The organism is Flavobacterium sp. FG139 (assembly GCF_057809695.1).
This window is the reverse complement of sequence record NZ_JBMDKL010000009.1, coordinates 107,901-131,383: the sequence shown is the minus strand read 5'-3', so window position 1 is coordinate 131,383 and position 23,483 is coordinate 107,901. Positions and strand designations below refer to the sequence as shown.

The 23,483-nt window shown below is 36.0% G+C and carries 18 protein-coding genes; 5 read left to right on the top strand and 13 right to left on the bottom strand.

Going from position 1 to position 23,483, the window contains the following annotated elements:
* Positions 1 to 185 precede the first annotated feature (185 nt).
* Positions 186 to 1,730, bottom strand: a complete 1,545-nt coding sequence (locus ACODSI_RS09525) for a glycine--tRNA ligase (RefSeq protein ID WP_488916614.1) — start codon at positions 1,728 to 1,730, stop codon at positions 186 to 188.
* Positions 1,731 to 1,827: 97 nt separating this feature from the next.
* On the opposite strand from ACODSI_RS09525, the gene ACODSI_RS09520 reads away from it, so the two are divergent.
* Positions 1,828 to 2,508, top strand: coding sequence for a ComF family protein (locus ACODSI_RS09520; protein WP_488916613.1), 681 nt, complete (start codon positions 1,828 to 1,830; stop codon positions 2,506 to 2,508).
* Between the two features lie 81 nt (positions 2,509 to 2,589).
* Positions 2,590 to 4,194, top strand: coding sequence for an Ig-like domain-containing domain (locus ACODSI_RS09515; protein ID WP_488916612.1), 1,605 nt, complete (start codon positions 2,590 to 2,592; stop codon positions 4,192 to 4,194).
* Here ACODSI_RS09515 and ACODSI_RS09510 read toward each other — a convergent pair.
* From ACODSI_RS09510 to ACODSI_RS09475, 8 genes are all read right to left on the bottom strand, one after another.
* Positions 4,191 to 4,955 carry a nitrilase family protein gene (locus tag ACODSI_RS09510; protein ID WP_488916611.1) on the bottom strand — a complete coding sequence of 255 codons (765 nt, stop codon included), beginning with the start codon at positions 4,953 to 4,955 and terminating at the stop codon, positions 4,191 to 4,193. The two genes, ACODSI_RS09515 and ACODSI_RS09510, sit on opposite strands and share 4 nt — an antisense overlap.
* Positions 4,956 to 4,958: 3 nt before the next feature.
* Entirely contained in the window at positions 4,959 to 7,769 is a 2,811-nt protein-coding gene (locus tag ACODSI_RS09505; RefSeq protein ID WP_488916610.1) for a GH92 family glycosyl hydrolase, read from the bottom strand.
* Positions 7,770 to 7,852: 83 nt separating this feature from the next.
* A complete protein-coding gene (locus ACODSI_RS09500) occupies positions 7,853 to 8,413 on the bottom strand; it encodes a hypothetical protein (RefSeq protein WP_488916609.1) in 561 nt (186 codons plus the stop codon).
* Between the two features lie 7 nt (positions 8,414 to 8,420).
* Positions 8,421 to 9,182 (bottom strand): succinate dehydrogenase/fumarate reductase iron-sulfur subunit, encoded by a 762-nt coding sequence (locus ACODSI_RS09495; protein ID WP_488916608.1) that lies wholly within the window; start codon positions 9,180 to 9,182, stop codon positions 8,421 to 8,423.
* A gap of 6 nt (positions 9,183 to 9,188) precedes the next feature.
* Positions 9,189 to 11,198 carry a fumarate reductase/succinate dehydrogenase flavoprotein subunit gene (locus ACODSI_RS09490; RefSeq protein ID WP_488916607.1) on the bottom strand — a complete coding sequence of 670 codons (2,010 nt, stop codon included), beginning with the start codon at positions 11,196 to 11,198 and terminating at the stop codon, positions 9,189 to 9,191.
* 19 nt (positions 11,199 to 11,217) lie between these two features.
* The gene (locus tag ACODSI_RS09485; protein WP_488916606.1) at positions 11,218 to 12,102 is read right to left on the bottom strand and encodes a succinate dehydrogenase cytochrome b subunit; all 885 of its coding nucleotides are present in this window, start codon (positions 12,100 to 12,102) and stop codon (positions 11,218 to 11,220) included.
* A gap of 161 nt (positions 12,103 to 12,263) precedes the next feature.
* A complete protein-coding gene (locus tag ACODSI_RS09480) occupies positions 12,264 to 13,136 on the bottom strand; it encodes a hypothetical protein (RefSeq protein WP_488916605.1) in 873 nt (290 codons plus the stop codon).
* Positions 13,137 to 13,255: 119 nt separating this feature from the next.
* Positions 13,256 to 14,107, bottom strand: a complete 852-nt coding sequence (locus ACODSI_RS09475) for a ChaN family lipoprotein (protein WP_488916604.1) — start codon at positions 14,105 to 14,107, stop codon at positions 13,256 to 13,258.
* Between the two features lie 79 nt (positions 14,108 to 14,186).
* Between ACODSI_RS09475 and ACODSI_RS09470 the strand changes: the two genes are divergently transcribed.
* A complete protein-coding gene (locus tag ACODSI_RS09470) occupies positions 14,187 to 14,780 on the top strand; it encodes a Crp/Fnr family transcriptional regulator (RefSeq protein ID WP_488916603.1) in 594 nt (197 codons plus the stop codon).
* Positions 14,781 to 15,056: 276 nt separating this feature from the next.
* Positions 15,057 to 16,349, top strand: a complete 1,293-nt coding sequence (locus tag ACODSI_RS09465) for an aminopeptidase P family protein (protein WP_488916602.1) — start codon at positions 15,057 to 15,059, stop codon at positions 16,347 to 16,349.
* A 127-nt stretch (positions 16,350 to 16,476) separates the two neighbouring features.
* Here ACODSI_RS09465 and ACODSI_RS09460 read toward each other — a convergent pair whose 3' ends face one another.
* Positions 16,477 to 16,869, bottom strand: a complete 393-nt coding sequence (locus tag ACODSI_RS09460; protein WP_488916601.1) for a DUF1398 domain-containing protein — start codon at positions 16,867 to 16,869, stop codon at positions 16,477 to 16,479.
* A gap of 194 nt (positions 16,870 to 17,063) precedes the next feature.
* Between ACODSI_RS09460 and ACODSI_RS09455 the strand changes: the two genes are divergently transcribed.
* Entirely contained in the window at positions 17,064 to 17,846 is a 783-nt protein-coding gene (locus ACODSI_RS09455; RefSeq protein ID WP_488916600.1) for an alpha/beta fold hydrolase, read from the top strand.
* A 108-nt stretch (positions 17,847 to 17,954) separates the two neighbouring features.
* Here the strand turns inward: ACODSI_RS09455 and ACODSI_RS09450 are convergent, their stop codons facing one another.
* From ACODSI_RS09450 to kbl, 3 genes are all read right to left on the bottom strand, one after another.
* On the bottom strand, positions 17,955 to 20,711 hold the full coding sequence (locus tag ACODSI_RS09450; protein WP_488916599.1) for a PD-(D/E)XK nuclease family protein: 2,757 nt from the start codon (positions 20,709 to 20,711) through the stop codon (positions 17,955 to 17,957).
* Positions 20,712 to 20,774: 63 nt separating this feature from the next.
* Positions 20,775 to 22,190: an OmpA family protein gene (locus ACODSI_RS09445; RefSeq protein WP_488916598.1), complete on the bottom strand. Its 1,416-nt coding sequence runs from the start codon at positions 22,188 to 22,190 to the stop codon at positions 20,775 to 20,777.
* Positions 22,191 to 22,278: 88 nt separating this feature from the next.
* A complete protein-coding gene (gene kbl, locus ACODSI_RS09440) occupies positions 22,279 to 23,469 on the bottom strand; it encodes a glycine C-acetyltransferase (RefSeq protein ID WP_488916597.1) in 1,191 nt (396 codons plus the stop codon).
* Between the last annotated feature and the right edge of the window lie 14 nt (positions 23,470 to 23,483).

Here is a 23,483-nt window from a genome sequence, read left to right as displayed (position 1 = left end):
AATATTTTGAATCATTTAAAACACTATAAAAAGGAAAGTAAAATATATTTTTTGTAAGAAATATCATTAAAAACCATTGACTCATTAATTTCGTTTAAATTAACTTAAAAAATGTATCGGTTATTAACAATCCATTTAGAAGAAATAACATAAAAAAAGGCCCGAAATTCGGACCTCTTAATTTTTTATACTGTTTTCATCAACCAGTTTCTCATGGAAACCTCATTGTTAATGATATGTCGCAATTCTGAAATCTTCACACGATCTTGTTGCATCGTATCTCGGTGTCGAATCGTTACTGTTTGATCTTCTAAAGTTTGATGATCGACTGTGATGCAAAACGGTGTTCCCAAGGCATCTTGTCTTCGGTAACGTCTTCCAACAGCGTCTTTTTCATCGTAGGCCACATTGAAATCCCATTTCAAATCGTCTATAATACTTTGAGCCACTTCTGGTAAACCGTCTTTTTTAACCAATGGTAAAACCGCCGCTTTTGTTGGCGCTAAAACCGATGGCAAACGCAAAACTGTTCTGGTGGAACCATCTTCTAAGATTTCTTCTTGTAGAGAAGTTGCAAAAACGGCTAAGAACATTCTGTCTAAACCAACCGAAGTTTCTACTACATAAGGTACGTAACTCGAATTGGTTTCGTTATCAAAAAATTGTAATTTTTTACCCGAAAACTGTTCGTGTGCCTTCAAATCGAAGTCGGTTCTCGAGTGAATTCCTTCCAATTCTTTAAATCCAAATGGGAAATTGAATTCGATATCTGCCGCTGCATTAGCATAATGCGCTAATTTTTCGTGATCGTGAAAACGGTAATTTTGTTTTCCTAAACCTAACGATAAATGCCAGTTCAAACGCGTGGTTTTCCAGTATTCATACCATTTCATTTCTTCGCCTGGTTTTACAAAAAACTGCATTTCCATTTGTTCAAATTCACGCATTCTGAAAATAAACTGTCTGGCTACAATCTCATTTCTAAAGGCCTTTCCAGTTTGAGCAATACCGAATGGAATCTTCATTCTACCGGTTTTTTGAACGTTTAAAAAATTGACAAAAATTCCTTGTGCCGTTTCCGGACGCAAGTATAAATCCATTGCATTTTCGGCAGAAGCTCCTAATTTAGTCCCGAACATCAAGTTGAACTGCTTCACATCCGTCCAATTTCTAGAACCTGTTTCTGGATCGGCAATTTCTAGTTCTTCAATCAACGCTTTAACATCTTCCAAATCGCCATTTCCTAACGAACGACCCATTCGCTCTAAAATTTCTCGCTCTTTGGCAAGATATTCCATCACTCGTGGATTGGTGGTTTTGTATTGTTCTTCATCAAAAGAATCGCCAAAACGATCGCGCGCTTTTTCAATTTCTTTCTTGGCTTTCAGGTTTAATTTTTCGGCATAATCCTCAATTAAAACGTCGGCTCTGTATCTTTTTTTAGAATCTTTGTTATCAATTAACGGGTCGTTAAAAGCATCTACGTGTCCAGAAGCCTTCCAAGTAGTAGGGTGCATCAAAATAGCTGCGTCTAATCCCACAATGTTTTCGTGCATTTGCACCATTGCTTTCCACCAGTATTCGCGAATGTTTTTCTTTAATTCAACACCGTTTTGAGCGTAGTCGTATACTGCACTCAAACCATCATATATTTCGCTTGACGGAAAAATGAATCCGTACTCTTTTGCATGCGAAACTACATTTTTAAATAAATCGTCTTGTTTTGCCATAGTGGTGCAAAAATATAAAAAGTGACTCTAAAATGACAACTTATATTGAATTGTATCAAAGATTTTTTTAATTTTATTCCTTTCAAAGCCAACACCTATGTTTACAAGCCTAATTAATCTCTTTTTCCCTAGAGCTTGCTGTGGATGCAACTCGTTTTTACTTTCGGATGAAATCGTAATTTGCACGGTGTGCCGACACGAAATTCCGCTTACCCATCACCACAAAATTCCAAATAACGAAGCTTTTGTTAAGTTTTATGGTCGAATACCAGTCGAATTTGCGGCAGCATTATTTTATTTTCACAAAAAAGGCATTGTTCAAGAATTAATTCACAAGCTAAAATACAAAGGCCATCAAGAAATTGGAGAAATGATTGGCAGTTGGTATGCCGAAGAATTAAAATCGGTTGCTAGTATCAAAACCATCGATTGCATCATTCCAGTGCCGTTGCATCACAAAAAACTTAAAGAACGAGGTTACAATCAAGTAACTACTTTTGGCGAAGCTTTGTCTAAAACCCTGAATATTCCTTACGCTCCTGACATTTTAATTCGACAAATCTATTCTAAAACGCAAACCAAAAAAACTATTTTAGGTAGAAGTGAAGTCGTAGCAAGTATTTTCGGGGTTGCCTTTGACGAAAGTCAGCATTACAAACATTTCCTACTGATTGACGATGTGATTACAACCGGATCAACATTGGAAGCTTGCAGCCGTGAATTACTGAAAATTCCAGGTGCAAAAGTCAGTATTGTTTGCATGGCAATAACGCAGTAATGATTTTTAGTTAATTATACATAAAAACATTTCGTTTCCTCTAAATATAATTGTTATTTTGCCTAGAGAAAATATACACTGATGCAAAAAAGTTATTCTAAATATATACTGTTCTTTTTGGCTTTAGCAATTAGTAGTTGTGCCAAAAGAGGCACCATTACTGGTGGCGCAAAAGACACACTTGCACCCAAAATGATTAGCAGTCTTCCTAAAAACTTTGCTACCAATTTTAACGGAAAAGAAATCAAGATAACCTTTGATGAATATGTTAAACTAAAAGACATTAGCAAACAGTTAATTGTTTCGCCACCCATGAAACTGCAACCCGAAATTTTACCGTACACCGCTAGTAAATACATCACCATTAGAATTAAAGATACGTTACAACCCAACACCACTTACAGTTTTAATTTTGGAAAAAGCATCCAAGACAATAACGAAGGAAATCCGTATCAGCAATTCAAATATGTTTTTTCTACCGGAAATCACATCGATTCGTTGAAATTGGGTGTTAAAATAAAAGATGCTTTAGAGAAAAAAACAGACAATTACGTTTCAATTATGTTGTATGAAGTAAACGACAAATACAACGATTCGTTAATTTACAAACAAGTTCCGAGGTATGTTACCAATACGTTAGACAGTTTGAAATTAGCGGCTTTAGAAAATTTGAAACAAGGAAAATACCGACTAATAGCCATTAAAGATGTCAATTCGAATAATAAATTTGATCCCAAAACGGACAAAATTGGTTTTCAAAAAGATTTCGTTTCCATCCCGAATGACACCTTATACGAATTGGAATTGTTTAAAGAAGTAACGCCTTTTAAAGCTTTGAATGTAGCCCAAGCATCGGCAAGTAGATTTACTATGGGTTACGAAGGAAATCCTAAAGATGTTAAAATAAACATCAAACGAAAAGGAGAAGAATTGCCTTTTATCATCAGTCAACTTCCAAAAAAAGATTCGTTACAAGTTTGGTTCAACGGAGTTAAAGGCGATTCATTAAGTATTGATGTAGCTAAGGATAAATTCAAAAAAACCTTTTCATTGAAAGTGAAAGATCAGAAAAAAGATTCCTTAAAATTGTCTACAGATATAACATCTACCTTGCATTTTAGAGAAACTTTTACTGTAAACTCGACAGTTCCATTGACCAAATGGGATGAAACTAAAATGAAATTGGTTAATAAAGATTCGGCAGATGTTAAGTTCACTACCGAGTACGATACGTTCAATCAAAAATTGAAATTCAATTTCAAAAAAGAACCCTTAGACCGCTACAGCTTAAAAATTTTTCCAGGTGCGTTAATCGATTACAATGAAAAAACCAACGATACGTTAATTTATAATTTTTCTACCAATAACGTTTCTGATTACGGTAATTTGAAAGTGGTTTTGGAAAATGTAAAACGTTATCCTGTTATCGTTGAACTCACCAACAGTAAAGGCGATGTTTTGGCCAGTGAATATTCTGAAAAAAGCAACATCATAACCTTTGACTTGTTAGAACCAAACAAATTTACGTTACGTGTCATTTATGATGATGACAAAAACAAGTCATGGACGCCCGGAAGTTTTCTTGAACAACGTCAAAGCGAAGAAGTAATGTATTTTCCCAAAGAAATCGACATACGAGCCAATTGGGATTGGGAACAAGTATTTGATTTAAAAAATACTAATTAATGTAACGTAAAAGTATCTTTATCGTTTAAAAAAGCCAATTTAGTTCTCGTTTCATCCAAAGACTTTTTATCTAATTCTACGATAAAAACACCTTCGTTTTCTTGTGGTTCTTGCATGTAATTTCCTAGAAAATCGACTGCTTGCGAATGCCCAACATAGTCGTGATTATTAGCATCTAATCCCACTCGATTGACGCCAATTACATAACTCATGTTTTCTACCGCTCGTGCTTTTAACAAAATATCCCAAGCATTTACACGTGGTTTTGGCCAATTAGCAACATAAATTAGCACGTCATAATTTTCTACATTTCTGGCGAAAACTGGAAAACGCAAATCGTAACAAATCAGCGGACAAATTTTGAATCCTTTATAGTTTACAATTAGCTTTTCTTTTCCAGAAGTATAGACTTTTTCTTCTCCAGCCAAGGTAAACAGATGGCGCTTGTCGTATGTTTGAATTGCACCTGAAGGAAACACAAACACCAATCGGTTGTAATAATTACCGTTTTCTTCAATAATCAAACTTCCAGTTACGGCACAATTTCGTAATTTAGCAACTTCTTTAAGCCATAAAACCGATTCCCCTTGCATGGTTTCGGCAACGTTTTTAGGATTCATAGTAAACCCAGACGTAAACATTTCGGGCAACACCATCAAATCGACATCAAGGGCAATTGTATTGATTTTTTCCTGAAGTAAATGCCGATTTTCAGTAGGATTTTCCCAAGATAATTCGGTTTGTATTAGAGCTATTTTCATGACTTATTTAATGGTTATTTCGTCTACAAAAATAAACGCATCGCCACCAGCGCCTTGATGCCATTCGGGTAATTTGCCGAAGTTATAGGCTTTAATTTTGATGTATTTGGCTTTGATTGCCGTATCCGTTTTATAACTGAAATTCTTGATGGTGTTTTCATCAACTTTTGGATCTACAGTATTTTCAATGGTTTTGACCAAGGTAAAATTGACATTATCTAACGAACTGTAATATTCTACTTTGGTTGGCATTAAAATCCAAGAACGCGAATCTTGTAAAAATCGGGCATTAAAATCGGAAACCATTTTCTCTGATTGCAAATCGATTGTTGCTTCAAAATCTTGACTTTGATAACCTTGCCAATCGCCTTTGCGCCAATTTTCCGTTCCTAGAATTCCGTCGAGCAAACCGTCGGGACCACCTGCATGATATTGCTGATTGTAAGTCGATTTAATATTGATGGTGTAATTGTTTGGTTTTTTGAAATAGGTGGCAGAAACAGTACTACTCTGTTTATTGTTATTCTTTACATAGGCAGTAACTGTTGACGTTTCTAGAATTTCAAGAGGTTCTGTATAGACCGTTGAAGGTAATTTTTTTTCTAAATAATCGTCCTTATCACTTATACTGTAATGAATAATGTCATTTGAATTTTTAGATTTAATTTCAATTTTCATTGCATTTTTAAACGATTTACTTTCGGCTTGAATCACTGGAACTGGAATAATGTTATCACACACCACATCATTGTCGGCTATTTCTGGAATATCAAATCCGAAATACTCTTTCTGATTTGAATAATTTTTCGTTGTGATTTCTTGAGAAGTTTTATTTTCTAAAGTAACTTTTATCTTTTTAAAATAAGGTTTTATGGTGGTCCATTCGCCTGTTCCAGGTGTCACTGCATAAATTCCCATTGAACTCAAGACATACCAAGCGCTCATTTGTCCGCAGTCTTCATTTCCTATTAAACCGTCTGGTGCATTTTTGTAAAAATTATTTAGAATAAAATTTACTTTTTCAGCCGATTTTTCTGGTTTTCCAATAAAATTGTACAAATACGCCATGTGATGACTGGGTTCGTTTCCGTGTGCGTATTGCCCAATCAATCCGGTAACATCGGCTTGTTCTCTTCCAGTAGTTTTACTTTCGCTGTTGAACATTTCGTCGAGTTTGGCTTCAAATTTTTCTTTACCACCGTAGGCTTCAATCATTCCGGCAATATCTTGCGGCACAAAAAACGAATATTGCCAAGAGTTTCCTTCGGTAAAATTATTATTGATTTCTTTTGGATCGAATGGTTTTTCCCAGCCGCCATTTTTCTTTGGTCGCATAAAACCAACATTCCAATCGAAAACATTCTTCCAACTTTGAGAACGTTTCATGAAATAATCGTAATCTTCTTTCTTATTTAAAATTTGCGCCATTTGTGCGATACACCAATCGTCGTAAGCATATTCTACCGTTTTAGAAACACTTTCGTGCTCGTCGTCCATCGAAATAAATCCTTGTTTTTTATAGGCATCTAAACCCAAATGATCCAACATCGCTGAATGTCTGGCAGCTTCAAAAGCTTTATTGTAATCAAAACCTGTAATTCCTTTTGCCATCGCATCGGCCATAACCGAAACCGAATGATACCCAATCATACAATCGGTTTCATTGGAAGCCAATTCCCAAACCGGCAATCGACCGCCTTGTTCGTATTGCTTGATGAAGGTATTGATGAAATCTGCAGTTCGTTTCTTCTCGATTAACGTATACAATGGATGTGCCGCACGAAACGTATCCCAAAGTGAGAATACTGAATAGTAATCAAAACCTTCGCCATTATGAACTTTATTGTCACGACCACGGTATTTGCCGTCGATATCTTGGGCAATATTCGGTTGCACCATAGTGTGGTATAAGGCCGTGTAAAAAATGGACAATTTATCTTTATCGGTTTCTGAAATCTCAATTTTAGAAAGCTCTTTGTCCCAAGCTTGTTCAGCTTCTTGTTTCACTTTATTAAAATCCCAGCCTTTAATTTCGGAACTGTTTATTTTAGCACCATCATAACCGGTTGGAGAAAGTGCCACTTTTATGGAAATTTGTTCGCCTTTTTTGACTTGTTTGGAAAAACTCAATTTCAAAATCGTACCCGAATACAAACCGTTTTTATTTTCCTGATTGGCTTCGGCTTTATTAATTGTCATGGGAACGCTGAATTCGATTCGAGCATAAACATATTGATCTTTAGCCCAAGCTTCACTTCTACGAAGGATTTCGATGGTTTTAGCGTCGATGGTTTTAACTTCACCATACAACAATTTGTCACGGTGATTTAAATCGAGAATGATATTGGCTTGTCCTGCATTGTTGAAGGTGTATTGGTGAAATCCTACTCGCGTTGATGAAGTCAATCGAACATCAATATTGTTTTTATCAAGCTTTACTGAATAAAACCCTGCTGTTGCTTTTTCATTAGCATGTGAAAACTTAGAACCGTATTCTTTGGAATTAAAAGAAGGTTGTCCCATGGTTGGCATGAGCATGATATCGCCATAATCGGTGCATCCTGTTCCGTTTAAATGGGTATGTGAAAATCCGTAAATGACAACATCATCATAATGATATCCAGAACAACCATCCCAACTACCATCGATGCGCGTATCGGGTGAAAGTTGGACCATTCCAAAAGGCATGGTTGCGCCAGGATACGTATGTCCGTGACCGCCAGTTCCTATCATTGGATTGACATACTGATGGTAATTTTGAGCAAAAGAACTTATTGAAATTAAAAGCCCAAATGATATGATGAGTTTTTTCATAGTGTTGTTTGTTTGTAAAATCAAAGATAAAAAAAACGCATTCAAGTTAATGAATGCGTTTGCTTTAATTTTATTATTCTAATTTATTGTAAAACATAACTAAACGAACCGAGTAAAGTGTGTGATGTTGCGGTTAAGTTTACCCCATTATTTGTCGTAAAATTGAAATTTCCTTTTACTAATTTAGTAGAAGCTGTATAACTTGTAATGGTTATAGAACCACTAATGGTATTTACAGTTTCTGCTGGTGAGGTTCCTGAAATATCAAAATCGGCATAATAGCCACCAGCTACAAGTGAATTCGTAAAACTATGAGTTCCCACAGAAACGTCATTTTTAGGAATAACCACTTTGATGTCATAGATTTTATTTCCAATCTTGGCTTGTTTTCCAGCACCAACATTTTTATACCCTTTCAGTAAAAAATAATTGTTTCCATATTCGCCACCAGAAACATCTGCAGCGTTACCACCATTTTGTGGAGGTGTATCATAAATTACGCCATCCACTCGGGTAGTCATCGCAACCGAAGTGTCGCCACCACCAGTTCCGCCGCCGCCAGTATTATCAGTGCTAGAAGTATCCGAACTACAAGAAAACAAAGTAGTCAACACAACTGCTGAAATAATAACCTTTTTTAGCATATCCTAATTATTTAATACTTGCTTTCAGATATTCTCTGTTCATGCGAGCAATATTTTCTAACGAAATACCTTTTGGACATTCAATCTCACAAGCACCTGTATTGGTACAGTTTCCGAAACCTTCTTCATCCATTTGACGCACCATGTTTAATACACGATTGGTAGCTTCCACTTTTCCTTGTGGCAATAAAGCATATTGAGATACTTTTGCGCCAACAAATAACATTGCAGACCCATTTTTACAAGTTGCTACACAAGCTCCACAACCGATACAAGCAGCAGCTTCAAAAGCTTTATCTGCATCCGCTTTAGGGATAGGAATAGTATTGGCATCGATGGTATTACCCGAAGTATTTACAGATACAAATCCACCAGCTTGTTGAATTCTATCAAATGCACTTCGGTCAACCACTAAATCTTTGATTACTGGAAAGGCTCTACTTCTCCATGGTTCAACATAAATAGTATCACCATCTTTGAACATTCTCATGTGCAACTGACAGGTTGTAATTCCAGTATCTGGTCCGTGAGCACGACCGTTGATATACAATGAACACATTCCACAAATTCCTTCACGGCAATCGTGGTCAAATGCAATTGGCTCTATTTTATCGTTTATTAATTGTTCATTTAATTGATCTAACATTTCCAAAAATGAACTTGCTGTAGAAACTTCATTTAAGGTGTAAGTCTCTAAATTCCCTTTGGCTTTGGAGTTTTTCTGACGCCAAATTTTAAGGGTTATATTGATGTTTTTTGCTGAAGACATAATCTATTATTTATAATTTCTAGCTGCAATTTTGATAAACTCGTATTTCAATTCTTCTTTGTGAAGTTCTTCTTTACTGATGTCGTCGCCTTTGTATTCCCAAGCGCCAACAAATGAGAAGTTTTCGTCATCACGAAGTGTCTCACCTTCAGAATCTTGGTATTCTTCACGGAAGTGACCACCACAAGATTCTTTTCGTTGTAACGCATCCATTGCCATCAATTGTCCTAAGTCAATAAAATCGGCAACACGCAGTGCTTTTTCCAATTGTGGATTGAATTCGTCTGCGCTTCCTGGAACGTTTACATCTCTATAAAACTCTTCTTTTAAAGCTGCAATTTCAGCAATCGCTTCTTTCAAACCAGCTTCGTTTCGACCCATACCCACTTTATTCCACATGATTAAACCTAAGCGTTTGTGGAAGTGATCTACCGATTTAGAACCTTTATTGTTTAAGAATTTATCGATAGCATCTTTAACTCTATTTTCTGCGTCAGCAAATTCTTGACTTTCTGTAGATATTTTACCCGTTCTAATTTCGTCAGCCAAATAGTTTGAAACCGTGTATGGCAATACAAAATAGCCATCGGCTAAGCCTTGCATTAAAGCAGAAGCTCCTAATCTATTGGCTCCGTGATCAGAAAAATTGGCTTCTCCTGCTACGAAACAACCCGGAATAGTAGATTGTAAATTATAATCTACCCAAACGCCACCCATAGTGTAGTGCACCGCTGGATATATTTTCATTGGAGTTTCATACGGATTTTCATCGGTAATTTTTTGGTACATTGTAAACAAGTTACCGTATTTTTCTTCCAACCATTGTTTTCCTAATGCCGTTATCTCTTCTGGAGTTGGATGATGATTCCCTTGAGCAAAAGCAGTTTGTTTTCCTTTGTTTTGAATTTCGGTAGAGAAATCTAAGTAAACACCTTCATTAGTATCATTAGCTTCAATTCCACGTCCTTCATCACATACTTCTTTTGCCGCTCTTGATGCCACATCACGAGGTACTAAATTACCAAAAGCTGGATATTTTCTTTCTAAATAATAATCTCTATCTTCTTCTGCTAATTGTGTTGGTTTTAATTTACCAGCACGAATTGCTTCTGCATCTTCTTTTTTCTTTGGAACCCAAATACGTCCTGAATTACGTAATGATTCCGACATCAATGTCAATTTAGCTTGGTTAGTTCCGTGAACCGGAATACATGTTGGGTGAATTTGTACAAAACATGGATTTGCAAATAACGCTCCTTGTTTGTGAACTTTCCAACCTGCAGTTACGTTGCTTCCCATAGCATTAGTTGAAAGGAAATATACATTTCCGTAACCTCCAGATGCGATTACAACGGCATGAGCCGAATGTCTTTCTAATTCACCAGTAACTAAATTACGTGCTATTATTCCACGTGCCTTTCCATCCACTTTTACCAAGTCTAGCATTTCGTGACGGTTAAACATTTGAACACGTCCCAATCCGATTTGTCTTGATAAAGCCGAGTATGCTCCTAGCAACAATTGTTGTCCGGTTTGACCAGCCGCATAAAACGTACGTTGTACTTGTGTACCACCAAACGAACGGTTATCTAACAATCCACCATAATCACGGGCAAAAGGCACACCTTGAGCCACACATTGGTCAATAATATTTCCAGAAACTTCAGCTAAACGGTGAACGTTGGCTTCACGTGCTCGATAATCACCACCTTTGATCGTGTCATAAAACAATCTGAAGGTACTATCACCATCATTTTGATAATTTTTAGCCGCATTGATTCCTCCTTGTGCCGCAATAGAGTGCGCACGACGCGGTGAATCTTGAAAACAAAATGCTTTTACGTTGTAGCCCATTTCCCCAAGAGAAGCCGCAGCAGAAGCTCCAGCCAATCCAGTTCCTACCACAATAATATCAATTTTTGGTCGGTTATTGGGAGCCACTAATTTTAAATGATCTTTATAATCGGTCCATTTCTGAGAAATGTGTCCTTCTGGTATTTTTGAATCTAACTTCATAATGTATATCTGATGTTGATTATTTTAAGAAAAAGTGAATGTAAACTGGAATGATTGCAAATAAAAGCGGTACTAATACTGCAAAGCCGATTCCGAATTTCTTGATAGTTGGAGTAAACTTATTGTTAATTCCAAGTGATTGAAAAGCACTACTGAAACCGTGTAATAAGTGGAATGAAAGTGTAAACATTGCCAAAACATAAAGAATGGTTGCAATCAATCCCATTTTTGGATCTTTAAAGAAATCTACTGTGATTTTATACAAATCTTTTTGACCGATGAAGATTACTTCGTGAGTCGCTTTTTGAACCACAGTAGTAACATCTTCCACAACTAAATCATACTGACCATTACTTTGCTGTTTGATGTTGGCAAGGATTTCATCTGAAATTCTACCTTGAGCATCCACATTAAACATTGGATATGGAGAATCTTTAGAACCCACAGCTTGGTATTGTTTAGTTCCCATTGCATTAACTTCTTTAGTCACCAATGGCATTTTTTTATCAAAATGCATTACTGCCCAAAAGTTCACCATGTGCGTGATAATGAACACTAAAATAATAGTTCCCAACACCGCCATATTTCTTGATGAAAATGAACTGTTTGCCCCAGGATTGCTCTTTGCATAACCTACTGGTCGTGCTTTCACGTTTTGATAGGTTAACATAAACCCATCAATAGCATGGAATAAAATTGAAATGTACGTTAAATAAGAAAGAATTTTTACTGCCGGATTGGTAGTCATGAATAACGCATACTGATTGAAGTGTGTTGCGTCGCTAAAAATCAATTGAAGATTTCCAGCCAAATGCCCTGCCAAAAACAAGCATAAAAATAAACCCGTAAGAGCCATCCAATATTTCTTTGCGATAGATGACTTTAAAAGTGCAGATTTTGCCATAAGATTGTATAATTTATTTTAAAAAATCAAACAAAAATACAGCTATTTGATATTAACTACAACCTTTTCGGCGTAATTTATAATCAATTTAAAGTGAGTTTAACACTTGTTGATTTTCAAGGTGTTAAAGAAGTAAAAACAAGGTGTTTTGTTAAACAAAACTATTTTGTGTAGCTCGGAATTAAGCCACGAAGTCCCATATCGACTACAGTTTCTCCCGATGCCGGGTCGTATTTTCCGTCATTATTTAAGTCAATCCATTCAAAACTTTTATTGGTAGACAACGATAGCGTAACTTCAACATTATTTTTTTCTAGCCCAGAAATGGTTAATGGTGTAGCAAATTTTCCGGTAACCACACAAGAACCTGCCGGAATTGGCGATGTTGCGGCAATGGGATTGGGAACCGTTGTAGCGCCAGCAGGTGCCTGACCAGAGGATGAGTAAGGCAAATCGTTTAAGGCAAATGCCCAATATCCTTGTGGTTTATTTCCGTCTACTTGAAAGAACGCATTTCCGATTGAAAACGAACTGATATACGAATTAAACCCTACAAAACTGGCCAATGTTCCCATGTAATCTTGTCCAGAATTGCGTATAGAAATTTGATAGTTTTGATACGATAACGAAACACGCATCCATTCATAGTTGCCTATAGTAACTGATTTTAGTGGGATTTCTAAAAAAGCTTCGCCTTCGGCAACAATTTTGGCCTGACTAAAATCGATGGCATTGGCACCTCCTAATGTAGTTTCGGGTGCGTGGTATAAAACAGTTCCAGCACCTAATTGTGTGTTGGCATCGGGCGCCAATTCTACATAATGCGAAGAAATGGTATTAAAAATTGGTGATTGTCCTGCATGACCAGCAGGAACAGCAGAAGGTTGTCCTAAATTATTCAGGCGAATTTGATTGGGATCAAACTTAAATCGAATGATAAGCATCGGTTCTTTGGCATTGTCGTCTTGATCTTCGCAAGAAAACAAAACTATACTTGAGATTACTATGGTAACTATTAAAAGTAGTTTTTTCATACTATGGTTTTGGTTTTAGCCCTGATGGTAATGGAAATCCTCGAAGAGATTGCAATGAACAGCAGGAATAGGGATTACAAAAAGGCACTACCGATTCGCTTCTAAAAATTAAGACGAAATTAATAGGTTTTTGTTACATCTTCATCTATAACGAGAATATAGTCGGCTTTATTGTAATTTTCTGACTCTAATTTTGTTAAATCTTTTTGCTCAACAGTGGCAATGGTAACGATTTTGACGGAAGTATTGTAAGTTTTTAAATACCAACTGATACCTTCAAAATTATCAGAATGGTAACTGCCGTTGTAATGAATAAAAACGCTGCCTTCTTTTAAATTGGCATTGATAAAATACGCCATCGTAGCATCTTTACTCGCTTGTGCTTTGGGCATATTCGGACTGGTGTGATCGCCCATCATTTTCATCATGGCGACATAACCCGGAAGATTAGCATCATACGGAATGGGTTGTGGTGCTATCCACGATTTTTCTTCTTCGGTTAAGGTTTGCAAAGCTTCAAAACCTTTTTTAGAAACCATAGCGGCATAGCGTCGAGGAATATTAGTGGCCACAAAAGGTGTTTTATTTTCTTTGGCAAAATCGACTAATGGTTTGTAATCGGTTGGATAGTTTTTCCATAATCGTGCCGTAGAGTCTAACTTTTTTTGGTCGATTTCTCCGTTCAAATATTGATTCAATTGCTTTTGATTGTCAGCTTCGAGCATTTCGGCACCTTGTACAATAGGCATGTCTGCAGCTATATCTTTAGTCAATTCCAATTCCAACCAATGCGAAATGGCGTTGTTGTGAAACTCACCAAATAATACCACTTGGGTAGTTTCGGCCGATTTCAACAGTTTTTTATAGGTAACTTTCTTTCCGTTTTTATCAAACAATTGGTAGGCTTTTTTGTCTTGAGCTTGAAAAACAATAGATGATAGAAGCAAACAGATTAAAAAATATTTTTTCATGATTCAAATTTTTCATAAAAATATAGAATTTAATGGCAGTTGAAAACTATTTGGATATTTTTGTTGAAACTTTATTCAAATGTCGATTTCAAAAACTAACGATACTTTTCTTGATTATTTGTGTCAATTTATTGATATGAATGAGAAATCAACGGCTGAATTGATCCTAAAAGCAAGAGAAAAATTCCAAGTTTCACATCTGAAGAAAAACGATTATTTTGCAAAAGAAGGAGAAGTTTGCACTCATTTTTGTTTTGTAGAAAGCGGCATTTTACAACATTCGATAGAAGTTTTGGGCGAAGAAAAAACGACGTATTTAGCATTGCGAAACTCGGTTACTTCTTCCTTAAACAGTTTTTTATTTGGTAAACCATCCCGAAAAAGCATCAAAGCCATTGCGGATTGTAGGTTATGGATTGTAGATTTAAAAACCTTCCAAGATTTAATTGAAAACAACAAAGCCTTTCGTCAATTTTATTACAATGTCATCGAAAAACAAATTTGCTTGATAGACGATTACCGCATTGATTTATTAACGCTTACCCCAGAAGAACGCTACAAAAAACTGTTGGCTACCGAACCTAAATTACTACAAGAAGTTCCGTTGCATTATTTATCATCTTTCCTTGGAATTTCATCGCGACACATGAGCCGTATTCGTAAAAGTATTTAGCCACGAATTTCACAAATTAACACGAATTATGATTATTAAAAATTGCACAAATTAAAAATTCGTGCACCATTACCAGTTTAAGAATTCGTGACAATTCGTGAAATTCGTGGCTAACATAAAATAACGCCATTTGGCTACACATTAAAAAGATAGTTTGCGTAATTTTGGATATTAAAATTATCGAATTATCTAACAATCCAAAAATCTAACAATCTAAAATGACATGAGCCATCAGGCGATTGCATATGACCATTAAAAAACAATAAAAACTTACCTATGAAATACCATCAAATAGACCGTGATTTGTTTATTAAAAACAGAGCCAAATTCACGGCACAAATGAAACCAAACAGTGTTGCCGTTTTTAATTCGAATGATATTTACCCAGTTTCTGCCGATTCTACTTTGCCTTTTGCACAACACCGTGATATTTTTTATTTATCGGGCGTTGATCAAGAAGAAAGCATTTTGTTGCTTTTTCCTGATGCGCCTTATGACAACTTAAAGGAGATTTTATTCTTAAAAGAAACCAACGAGCACATTGCCATTTGGGAAGGTGAAAAATTGACTAAAGAAAGAGCGTTTGAAGTTGCTGGAATTAAAACCGTGATTTGGTTGCAAGATTTTCATAAAACGTTGAAAGAAGTGATGACCTACGCCGATACGATTTACATCAACACTAACGAGCATTATCGTGCGGTGATTGAAACCGAAACTCGTGAAGCGCGTTTTGTAAAATGGTGGAAAGAAAACTATCCTGCTCATAAAGTCGAAAAATCGAATCCAATATTGCAGCGTTTGCGTTCGGTAAAAGAAAGTGAAGAATTGGATTTGATTCAAGAAGCGTGTAATATTACAGAAAAAGGCTACCGCAGAATCTTGAATTTTGTGAAACCAAATGTGATGGAATATGAAATTGAAGCCGAATTTGCGCACGAATTTCTGAGAAATCGTTCTAAAGGTTTTGCTTATACACCTATTATTGCCTCAGGAAATAATGCGAATGTGTTGCATTATATCGAAAACAACCAACAATGTAAAGCCGGTGATTTAGTGTTATTGGATGTAGGTGCCGAATATGCCAATTATTCTAGTGATATGACTCGAATGGTTCCGGTTTCGGGACGTTTTTCGGATAGACAAAAAGAAGTCTACAATGCGGTGTTGCGTGTGAAAAATGAAGCGACCAAAATGTTGGTTCCAGGAACGTTGTGGAAACAATACCATGTAGAAGTGGGTAAAATCATGACATCCGAACTTTTAGGTTTGGGATTGATTGATAAAGCCGATGTTCAAAACGAGAATCCGGATTGGCCAGCCTACAAAAAATATTTTATGCACGGCACGTCGCACCACATGGGATTGGACACGCACGATTACGGATTGCTACACGAACCAATGCAAGCCAATATGGTATTTACCGTTGAACCTGGAATTTACATTCCGGCAGAAGGTTTCGGAATTCGTATTGAAGATGATATGGTGATTCAAGAAAAGGGAGAAGCGTTCAACTTGATGCGCAATATTCCGATTGAAGTGGAGGAAATTGAATCGATTATGAATTCTTAGTTTAGAAAAAAGATACAAGAAGAAAGAGAAAAGACGGTTTACGAAAGTGAGCCGTTTTTTTTATTAAAACACAGATTCAAGAAATTATAATAATTTTTAAAATTTCTAGAATCTGTGTTCCTGAAAATTATACAGAAGGTATCGTTTCAACAACCATTTCATTTCCAGCTTTGTCGTAATAACTGCAAGTCATTGTATCCATTACCACAATCCATTTTTCTACACCTGATTTGGCACAGTCGTTAAGGAAAGTCATGTAATCGGTTTTGCCTTGTTGGTGAATCTTTAAATCAGATTTGAATTGCTCGATGTTACTTTCGTTTGCAATCACTAACGTTTCAGAAAAACCTTCAGAGGAAATTTTAAAATTGCCTTTCCCGAAATAATTGGTGTGATTATCAAATACAAAAGTTTCAAAAGATGCAACACCAAGCGCCATAATATCTTGCATGTATTGTGGGAAATCGGCACCGCTTTTTACTTTGGAATGGGCGTCGTGGATTTGTTGGAGGGTAAACATAATTTAAGAGAATAGAAAATTGATACTTGACAATAGACTTCGCAAAAGTAATTTGTTTTTTGAACAACAATATGAGAAATTTTAAAAATTATTATAATTTATTGTATTAGCGTTTGCTGTTTATAATAGCATTACAAAGAAGATTGTGAAAAAAATAATTCGTGAATTCGTGGTTTAAATCTATTTTTGCAACCATGAAAACCACCATCTTCAAAAACACCAAAATATCCTACAGCGAGCAAGGCAAAGGGACGGCTGTAGTGCTCTTGCATGGCTTTTTAGAAAACCAATTGATGTGGGAGGCCTTTGTGCCTGAGTTTTCAAAGAAGTATCGCGTAATTACCATCGATTTATTGGGTCATGGGCAAACCGAGTGTTTGGGCTATGTGCATTCGATGGAAGACCAAGCTGATATGGTGTATCAGGTGTTGCATGAATTGAAAATTAGAAAAGCCATTTTGGTTGGGCATTCGATGGGTGGCTATGTGGCGTTGGCTTTCGCCGAATTGTATCCAGACAATATGAAGGGTTTGGTGTTGCTGAACTCTACTTCTCGTGCCGACAGTGACGAGCGCAAACTCAATCGCGATCGTGCCATAGTAGCTGTAAAGCAAAATTATTCGGCGTTTGTGCGCATGAGTATTGCCAATTTATTCAGTGAAGACAACCGCGAACGCTTAGCGGAACAAATAGAACTCGTAAAATTAGAAGCCCTAAAAACACCGTTACAAGGTGTCGTTGCTGCTTTAGAAGGTATGAAAATTAGAAACGATAGGGAAGTGATTTTGCACTTTGCACCCTATCCGATTCAACTAATTTTAGGTAAAAAAGACGGCGTTTTAATTTATGAAGACAACCTCGAACAAATTGAAGGCACCAAGGTAAAACTTACGTCATTCCCTGACGGACACATGAGTCATCTTGAAAACAAAAAGCAATTGATGAAGGTGTTGTTGGAGTTTTTTAAGACAATTTAACCGCAAGGATGCAAAGAAAAGCGCAAAGTTCACAATGATTTTCTTTATTTTTTTAAAGTTCTATTATTTCCTTTGCGGACTTTGCGAAAAAACCTAACGCCTTTGCGGTTAGGCCTTTTCTTCAAAAGCCATATCCACATCAAGTATTTCACTCAATAAAACCACAATTTCTTCTAGATAATGCTCCATAATTTCACTCGAAATGACATTAGTTTCTTCTTTATCTACTTTAAAAGTAAACGGTAAAAATCCGTTTTTTAAGTTTTTAAACGAAATGATTCCGGCTTCAATTTCTAACCCTTTTGCTTCAGGTTCGTACATAAATGCGTAAGCAAGAATTTGTATGATTTTGTCGTTTTTGATGTCTTCTGTTAAACCGTTCCACGATTTTAAAGTAACACTTGGTTTATCTACTTTACCCGTTTTGTAATCGATGATTCTGATTTTGCCGTTTCGGTTTTCAATACGATCCACATTTCCTGCAATTTTTACTGGAAAGGGCAAATTGGGATGTTCTAGTGTGCGTTCCAAATGGTGTTCAAGTGCAATAATCTGAATTTGATCACCGTTTTGAATCGAATCTAATTCCAATTTCAAAAAGTTAAGTACGTTTCGTTTGGCTACTTCATAGGCTAACAGATTTCTTCCTTTTTTGATATCTCCTTCTTTGTATACTTCTTTGAATTGTTTCAACACTTCTTCATCGATGTTTTTGATAGCAATTTTTAAATCATTTTCTATTAAAATTTTATCAATAAAAGGCTTGTATAATTCCTCTAAAGCACCATGAATAATGGTTCCGAGTGTATTCACTGCAATATTTTCCTCGACTTCATCGGTTTCTGAAATGCGTAAAATACGTTGAAAATAAAACTGAATCGGATTTCGGATATAGGTTGTTAATGACGAAGGCGAAAATCCTTTTTCGGCAATTTCTTTCAATCGCAACAAAACACTTTCCGATTTTGGGACTAGAATAGGTTGGTGTGCAATTTCAGGCACATCGGCATTATACGTTTGAAAGTTCAAGTGGTGTTTGGGTTGTTTTTCAACTTCCAATTGCGTGATAAATCGGCTTTTCTCGCCAGCATCTAAACCTTCACTATCCGAATTATACAGCAAATACACGTTTTTAGCCCGTTGCAATAAATGATAGAAATGATAGGTATAAATGGCGTCTTTTTCTTTATAAGTAGGCAATCCCAATTCGCGTTTCACATCATACGGAATGAAAGAATTCATGCTTTTACCTGCTGGAAACTTCCCTTCGTTTACCGATGTGATGATTACCGTTTCAAAATCGAGCACACGGCTTTCGAGAACTCCCATGATTTGTAATCCGTTCAGCGGTTCTCCTTCAAAAGAAACCTCAGCCACGTCAATTACTTGTTTGTATATAGCATATAGCGTATCGATAGAATCAATATTTTCGTGTGAAGAAAAATAAGAATTCAACTGATTAATGACTTTGAAAATAGAATATACAAAGGCGTTTGTGATTTTTTCTTCTTCATTGTCACGACTCAAATTCGACTTAATAATCAATAAAATATGTGATAAATTTTCAAGAACTTGCACCGAATTAGTATCCCATTTTTGAAACAACAATTGGAATAGTTCATTCTGATTTTCTTGCAATTCCAGTATTCGTTTTTGAAGAATAAAGGTGTAATTATTTTGGTTGATGCGATTGACTAATTGTGAGGCATTGACGAAAGGTTCTATGAGTGGATGTGTCAAAATATCCAACACATCTTTGTAATACAGCACATAATTTGAAGCATTTCTTGACAAAGCGTTGGTGTGCATTTTGAACAATTTGGCCATTAAAAGTTGGGCAGGATTGTTTTTACTTGAAAATCCCATCGTGATGTTTAAGGCATCAACATTGTTGGGAAGCGAATACAAAATAGGCAACAGCAAGCTTTCTTCACCCAACACGACTGCTACATTTTGAAGTTGGCCATTATGGTCGTTACTGTGTTTTTCTACAATATCACCCACTATTTTGGCTTGACCAATAGATTTTGGTGTACCAATAACTTGAATGTTTTTCTCTTGTTGGTACTCGGTTGTAATCCACTCGTAGGGATGTGTTTTATAATAAGGCCACGTTGACTTAAATCGGCGTTGAAAAAGCCCTGCATCGTGAAAGGTATCGTTTAAAAACGTTTCATCGATATCCCAATATATTTTGGCTTTATCGATAGCTAAAAGGTGTTGTACTATTTTTTCTTCCGCTTGATTAAGGGCATTAAATCCGGCAAAGACAAAGCTTTTTTCTTTTACTGATTCGGAAAAATGATTCAAATTATTAACAGCTTCTCTATAAATTAAGCCTTGATAACCCATCCCTTTTTCTAACAAATAATTGTACAATGAATAATAATATGATGGCAGTTTTTTCCAAAAAACTAGATAGTTTTCTATGAGTTCGGTTCGTTGATCAATATCGACCGCCCAATGTTCAATTTCTTTAATATTTTCTAAATATTTTAAGACTTTATCGGGTTCTAATAAATAACGGTCAATTTCGTTAAAGTCTTGAAGTAAGGTTTTGGCCCAATTGGCAAAGGTTTCAAACGATTCCGCATCCTTCTCCGTAATTTCTAAATAAATGGTATAGAATTCAAACAAAAGTTCGACATTATCTATGGAACGAATTCTGGAAATATTCTGAACAAAATCTTCTATACTGATAATTTCGGGAGCTAATATGGTTTTTTGAGATTGCTGTTTTAAAGCATCCAAAAGAAAAACTTTAGCTCTTCTATTAGGTAAAATAATTACCGTATCAAACAATGAATCGGAATACTCATTTAAAATAACGGTTGCAATTTTTTGAAGAAACGTTGGATTTGCCATAGTATAAAAATAAAAAAACGTCCCGATAAATCGGGACGTTTCTTGAAAATATTTTAGAAGAAATTATTTTACTAATTTCACTTCAACTCTTCTGTTGTTAGCTTTACCAGCTTTAGTTTTGTTAGTATCAATTGGTTTAGATTCACCATAACCTACTGAAGATAATCTTGAAGCTGCAATTCCGTGCTCAACTAAGTAAGCTTTAACTGCACCTGCTCTGTCTTCAGACAATTTTTGATTAGCTGCATCTTTACCATCAGAATCTGTGTGACCTTCGATAGAGAAGTTAGCAGTTGGATACTCTTTTAAGATAGCTGTGATAGCTTCTAATACTGGGTAAGTTTGTTTTTGGAAAGAAGCTTTAGCCGTATCAAACAAGATTGTTTTAGCGTAATCATTTAATTTTTTGATAGCTTCTTCAGTAACTTCTGGACAACCTTGATTAGCTACAGTTCCAGCAACATCTGGACATTTGTCATCTTTGTCAAGAACTTTATCGCCATCTCTATCTGGCCAAGGACAACCACCGTTTTCTTTTGGACCTTTAACTTCTGGACATTTGTCAGCTTTATCAGCAATACCGTCACCGTCAGCATCTGGACAACCATTCAATGATTTTAAACCAGCTACGTCAACACAAGCGTCGTCTTTATCTTGAACTCCGTCACCGTCTGTATCAGGACATCCATTGAATTGAGCTAAACCAGCTTCTGTAGGACAAGAATCATCTTTGTCAATAATTTTATCACCATCTGTATCTGGACAACCTTTAAATTCTAAAGTTCCTTTATCATTTGGACAAGCATCATCATTATCATAGATTCCATCATCGTCAGAATCTTTAGCACCAAATTTGAATGTTAAACCTGCAAAGTGTTGCATATGAGAAGCAACATCTACATTAGCAACTCTAGCGTCGTCGAAAGAATGTTTGTAAGTTGAAGAGAATGATAAACCAACTTGTTTAGTTAACCAAAAAGTCAATCCTAAACCACCATTAATAGTACCAGCTGAAGCATCACCAACCCAAGTGTAACCTCCACCAATATGAGCAGATGGATCAAACACTTTAGATTTGATTAAGTTCATGAAGCTGTATTTCACTACTCCATCAACACTGTAATACATTAAATCACCAGGATTTGTAACTGGATAATCACTTGTATTTGTTGTAGCGTCGTATACTCTTTCACCAACAAATTTGTTGATTTTGTTAACAGATCCTGTAACACCGAAAGAGAAATTGTCTCCTACATATCTTGAAATATTCAAAGAAGATACTGAAGGAATGATACTCCAATATTTTTTTGCATCAAAATATTGAGAAAATTGTTCTTTTACACTAGAAGCAGCACTAACTCTACCTCCGTCTATTGCGTTTGCACCAAACGAAATAGCCCATTTGTTGTTGCTGTCTTGTGCTTGAGAACTTAATCCGATAAGCATCAATAAAGCAAATAATTTGTTAAGATGTTTCATACTTAATTTTGTTAGATTATAAAGATATAATGGTGCAAAAGTAACACCAATAAATGAATTATCAAAATCTTGTAGTTAAAATTCTACATTATATGATTTTAAGGGACTTACCTACTTCCGTAAAGGCTTCAATTGCTTTATCCAAATGCTCTTTTGTATGAGCTGCAGAAAGTTGCACTCTAATCCTTGCTTTATCTTTTGGAACCACTGGATAAAAGAATCCGATTACGTAGATTCCTTTTTTCAAAAGTTCATCGGCCATGATCTGAGAAAGTTTGGCATCATACAACATAACTGGTACAATAGCCGAATCACCATCAATAATATCAAGCCCTGCCGCTTTCATACCTGCTTTAAAATAGTTGGTATTCCACTCTAACTTGTCTCGAAGCGTGGTATCTTTTTCTAATAATTCAAACACTTTAATTGAAGCCCCAACAATGGCTGGCGCTAACGAATTGGAAAACAAATACGGACGCGAACGTTGACGTAAGATTTCAATCACTTCTTTTTTTGCTGTAGTATATCCACCCATAGCGCCTCCCAAAGCTTTTCCTAAAGTTCCAGTAATGATATCTACACGTCCCATAACACCTTTAGCTTCCAGGGTTCCTTTTCCAGTTGCACCAATGAATCCAGCCGCATGACATTCGTCTACCATCACTAAAGCATCATATTTATCGGCTAAATCACAAATTTTATCCAATGGAGCTACCAATCCATCCATTGAGAAAACGCCATCGGTTACAATTAATTTAAAACGATGACCTGCTTCGGTTGCTTTAATCAATTGTTGTTCTAAATCTTCCATATTGGAATTTTCATAACGATAACGCGCCGCTTTACACAATCGAACACCGTCAATAATGGAAGCATGATTCAAACTATCGGATATAATGCAATCTTCTTCGCCCAATAAAGGTTCAAAAACACCACCATTAGCATCAAAGGCTGCAGCATATAAAATGGTATCTTCTGTTCCGTAAAAATCGGCTATCTTTTTTTCTAAGGTTTTGTGAATGTCTTGAGTTCCACAAATAAATCGCACCGACGACATTCCGAAACCATGCGAATCTAAAGCATCTTTGGCCGCTTGAATCACTTCGGGATGTGACGATAATCCTAAATAATTGTTTGCACAAAAATTTAAAACCGTTTCGCCGTTAACCGTAATTTCGGCACCTTGTGGCGAGGTAATGATGCGTTCTTTTTTAAAAATACCGTTTTGTTCAATGGTATTCAATTCGTTTTGCAGGTGTTGTTGAATTTTTCCGTACATGTTTATTTTAGTTT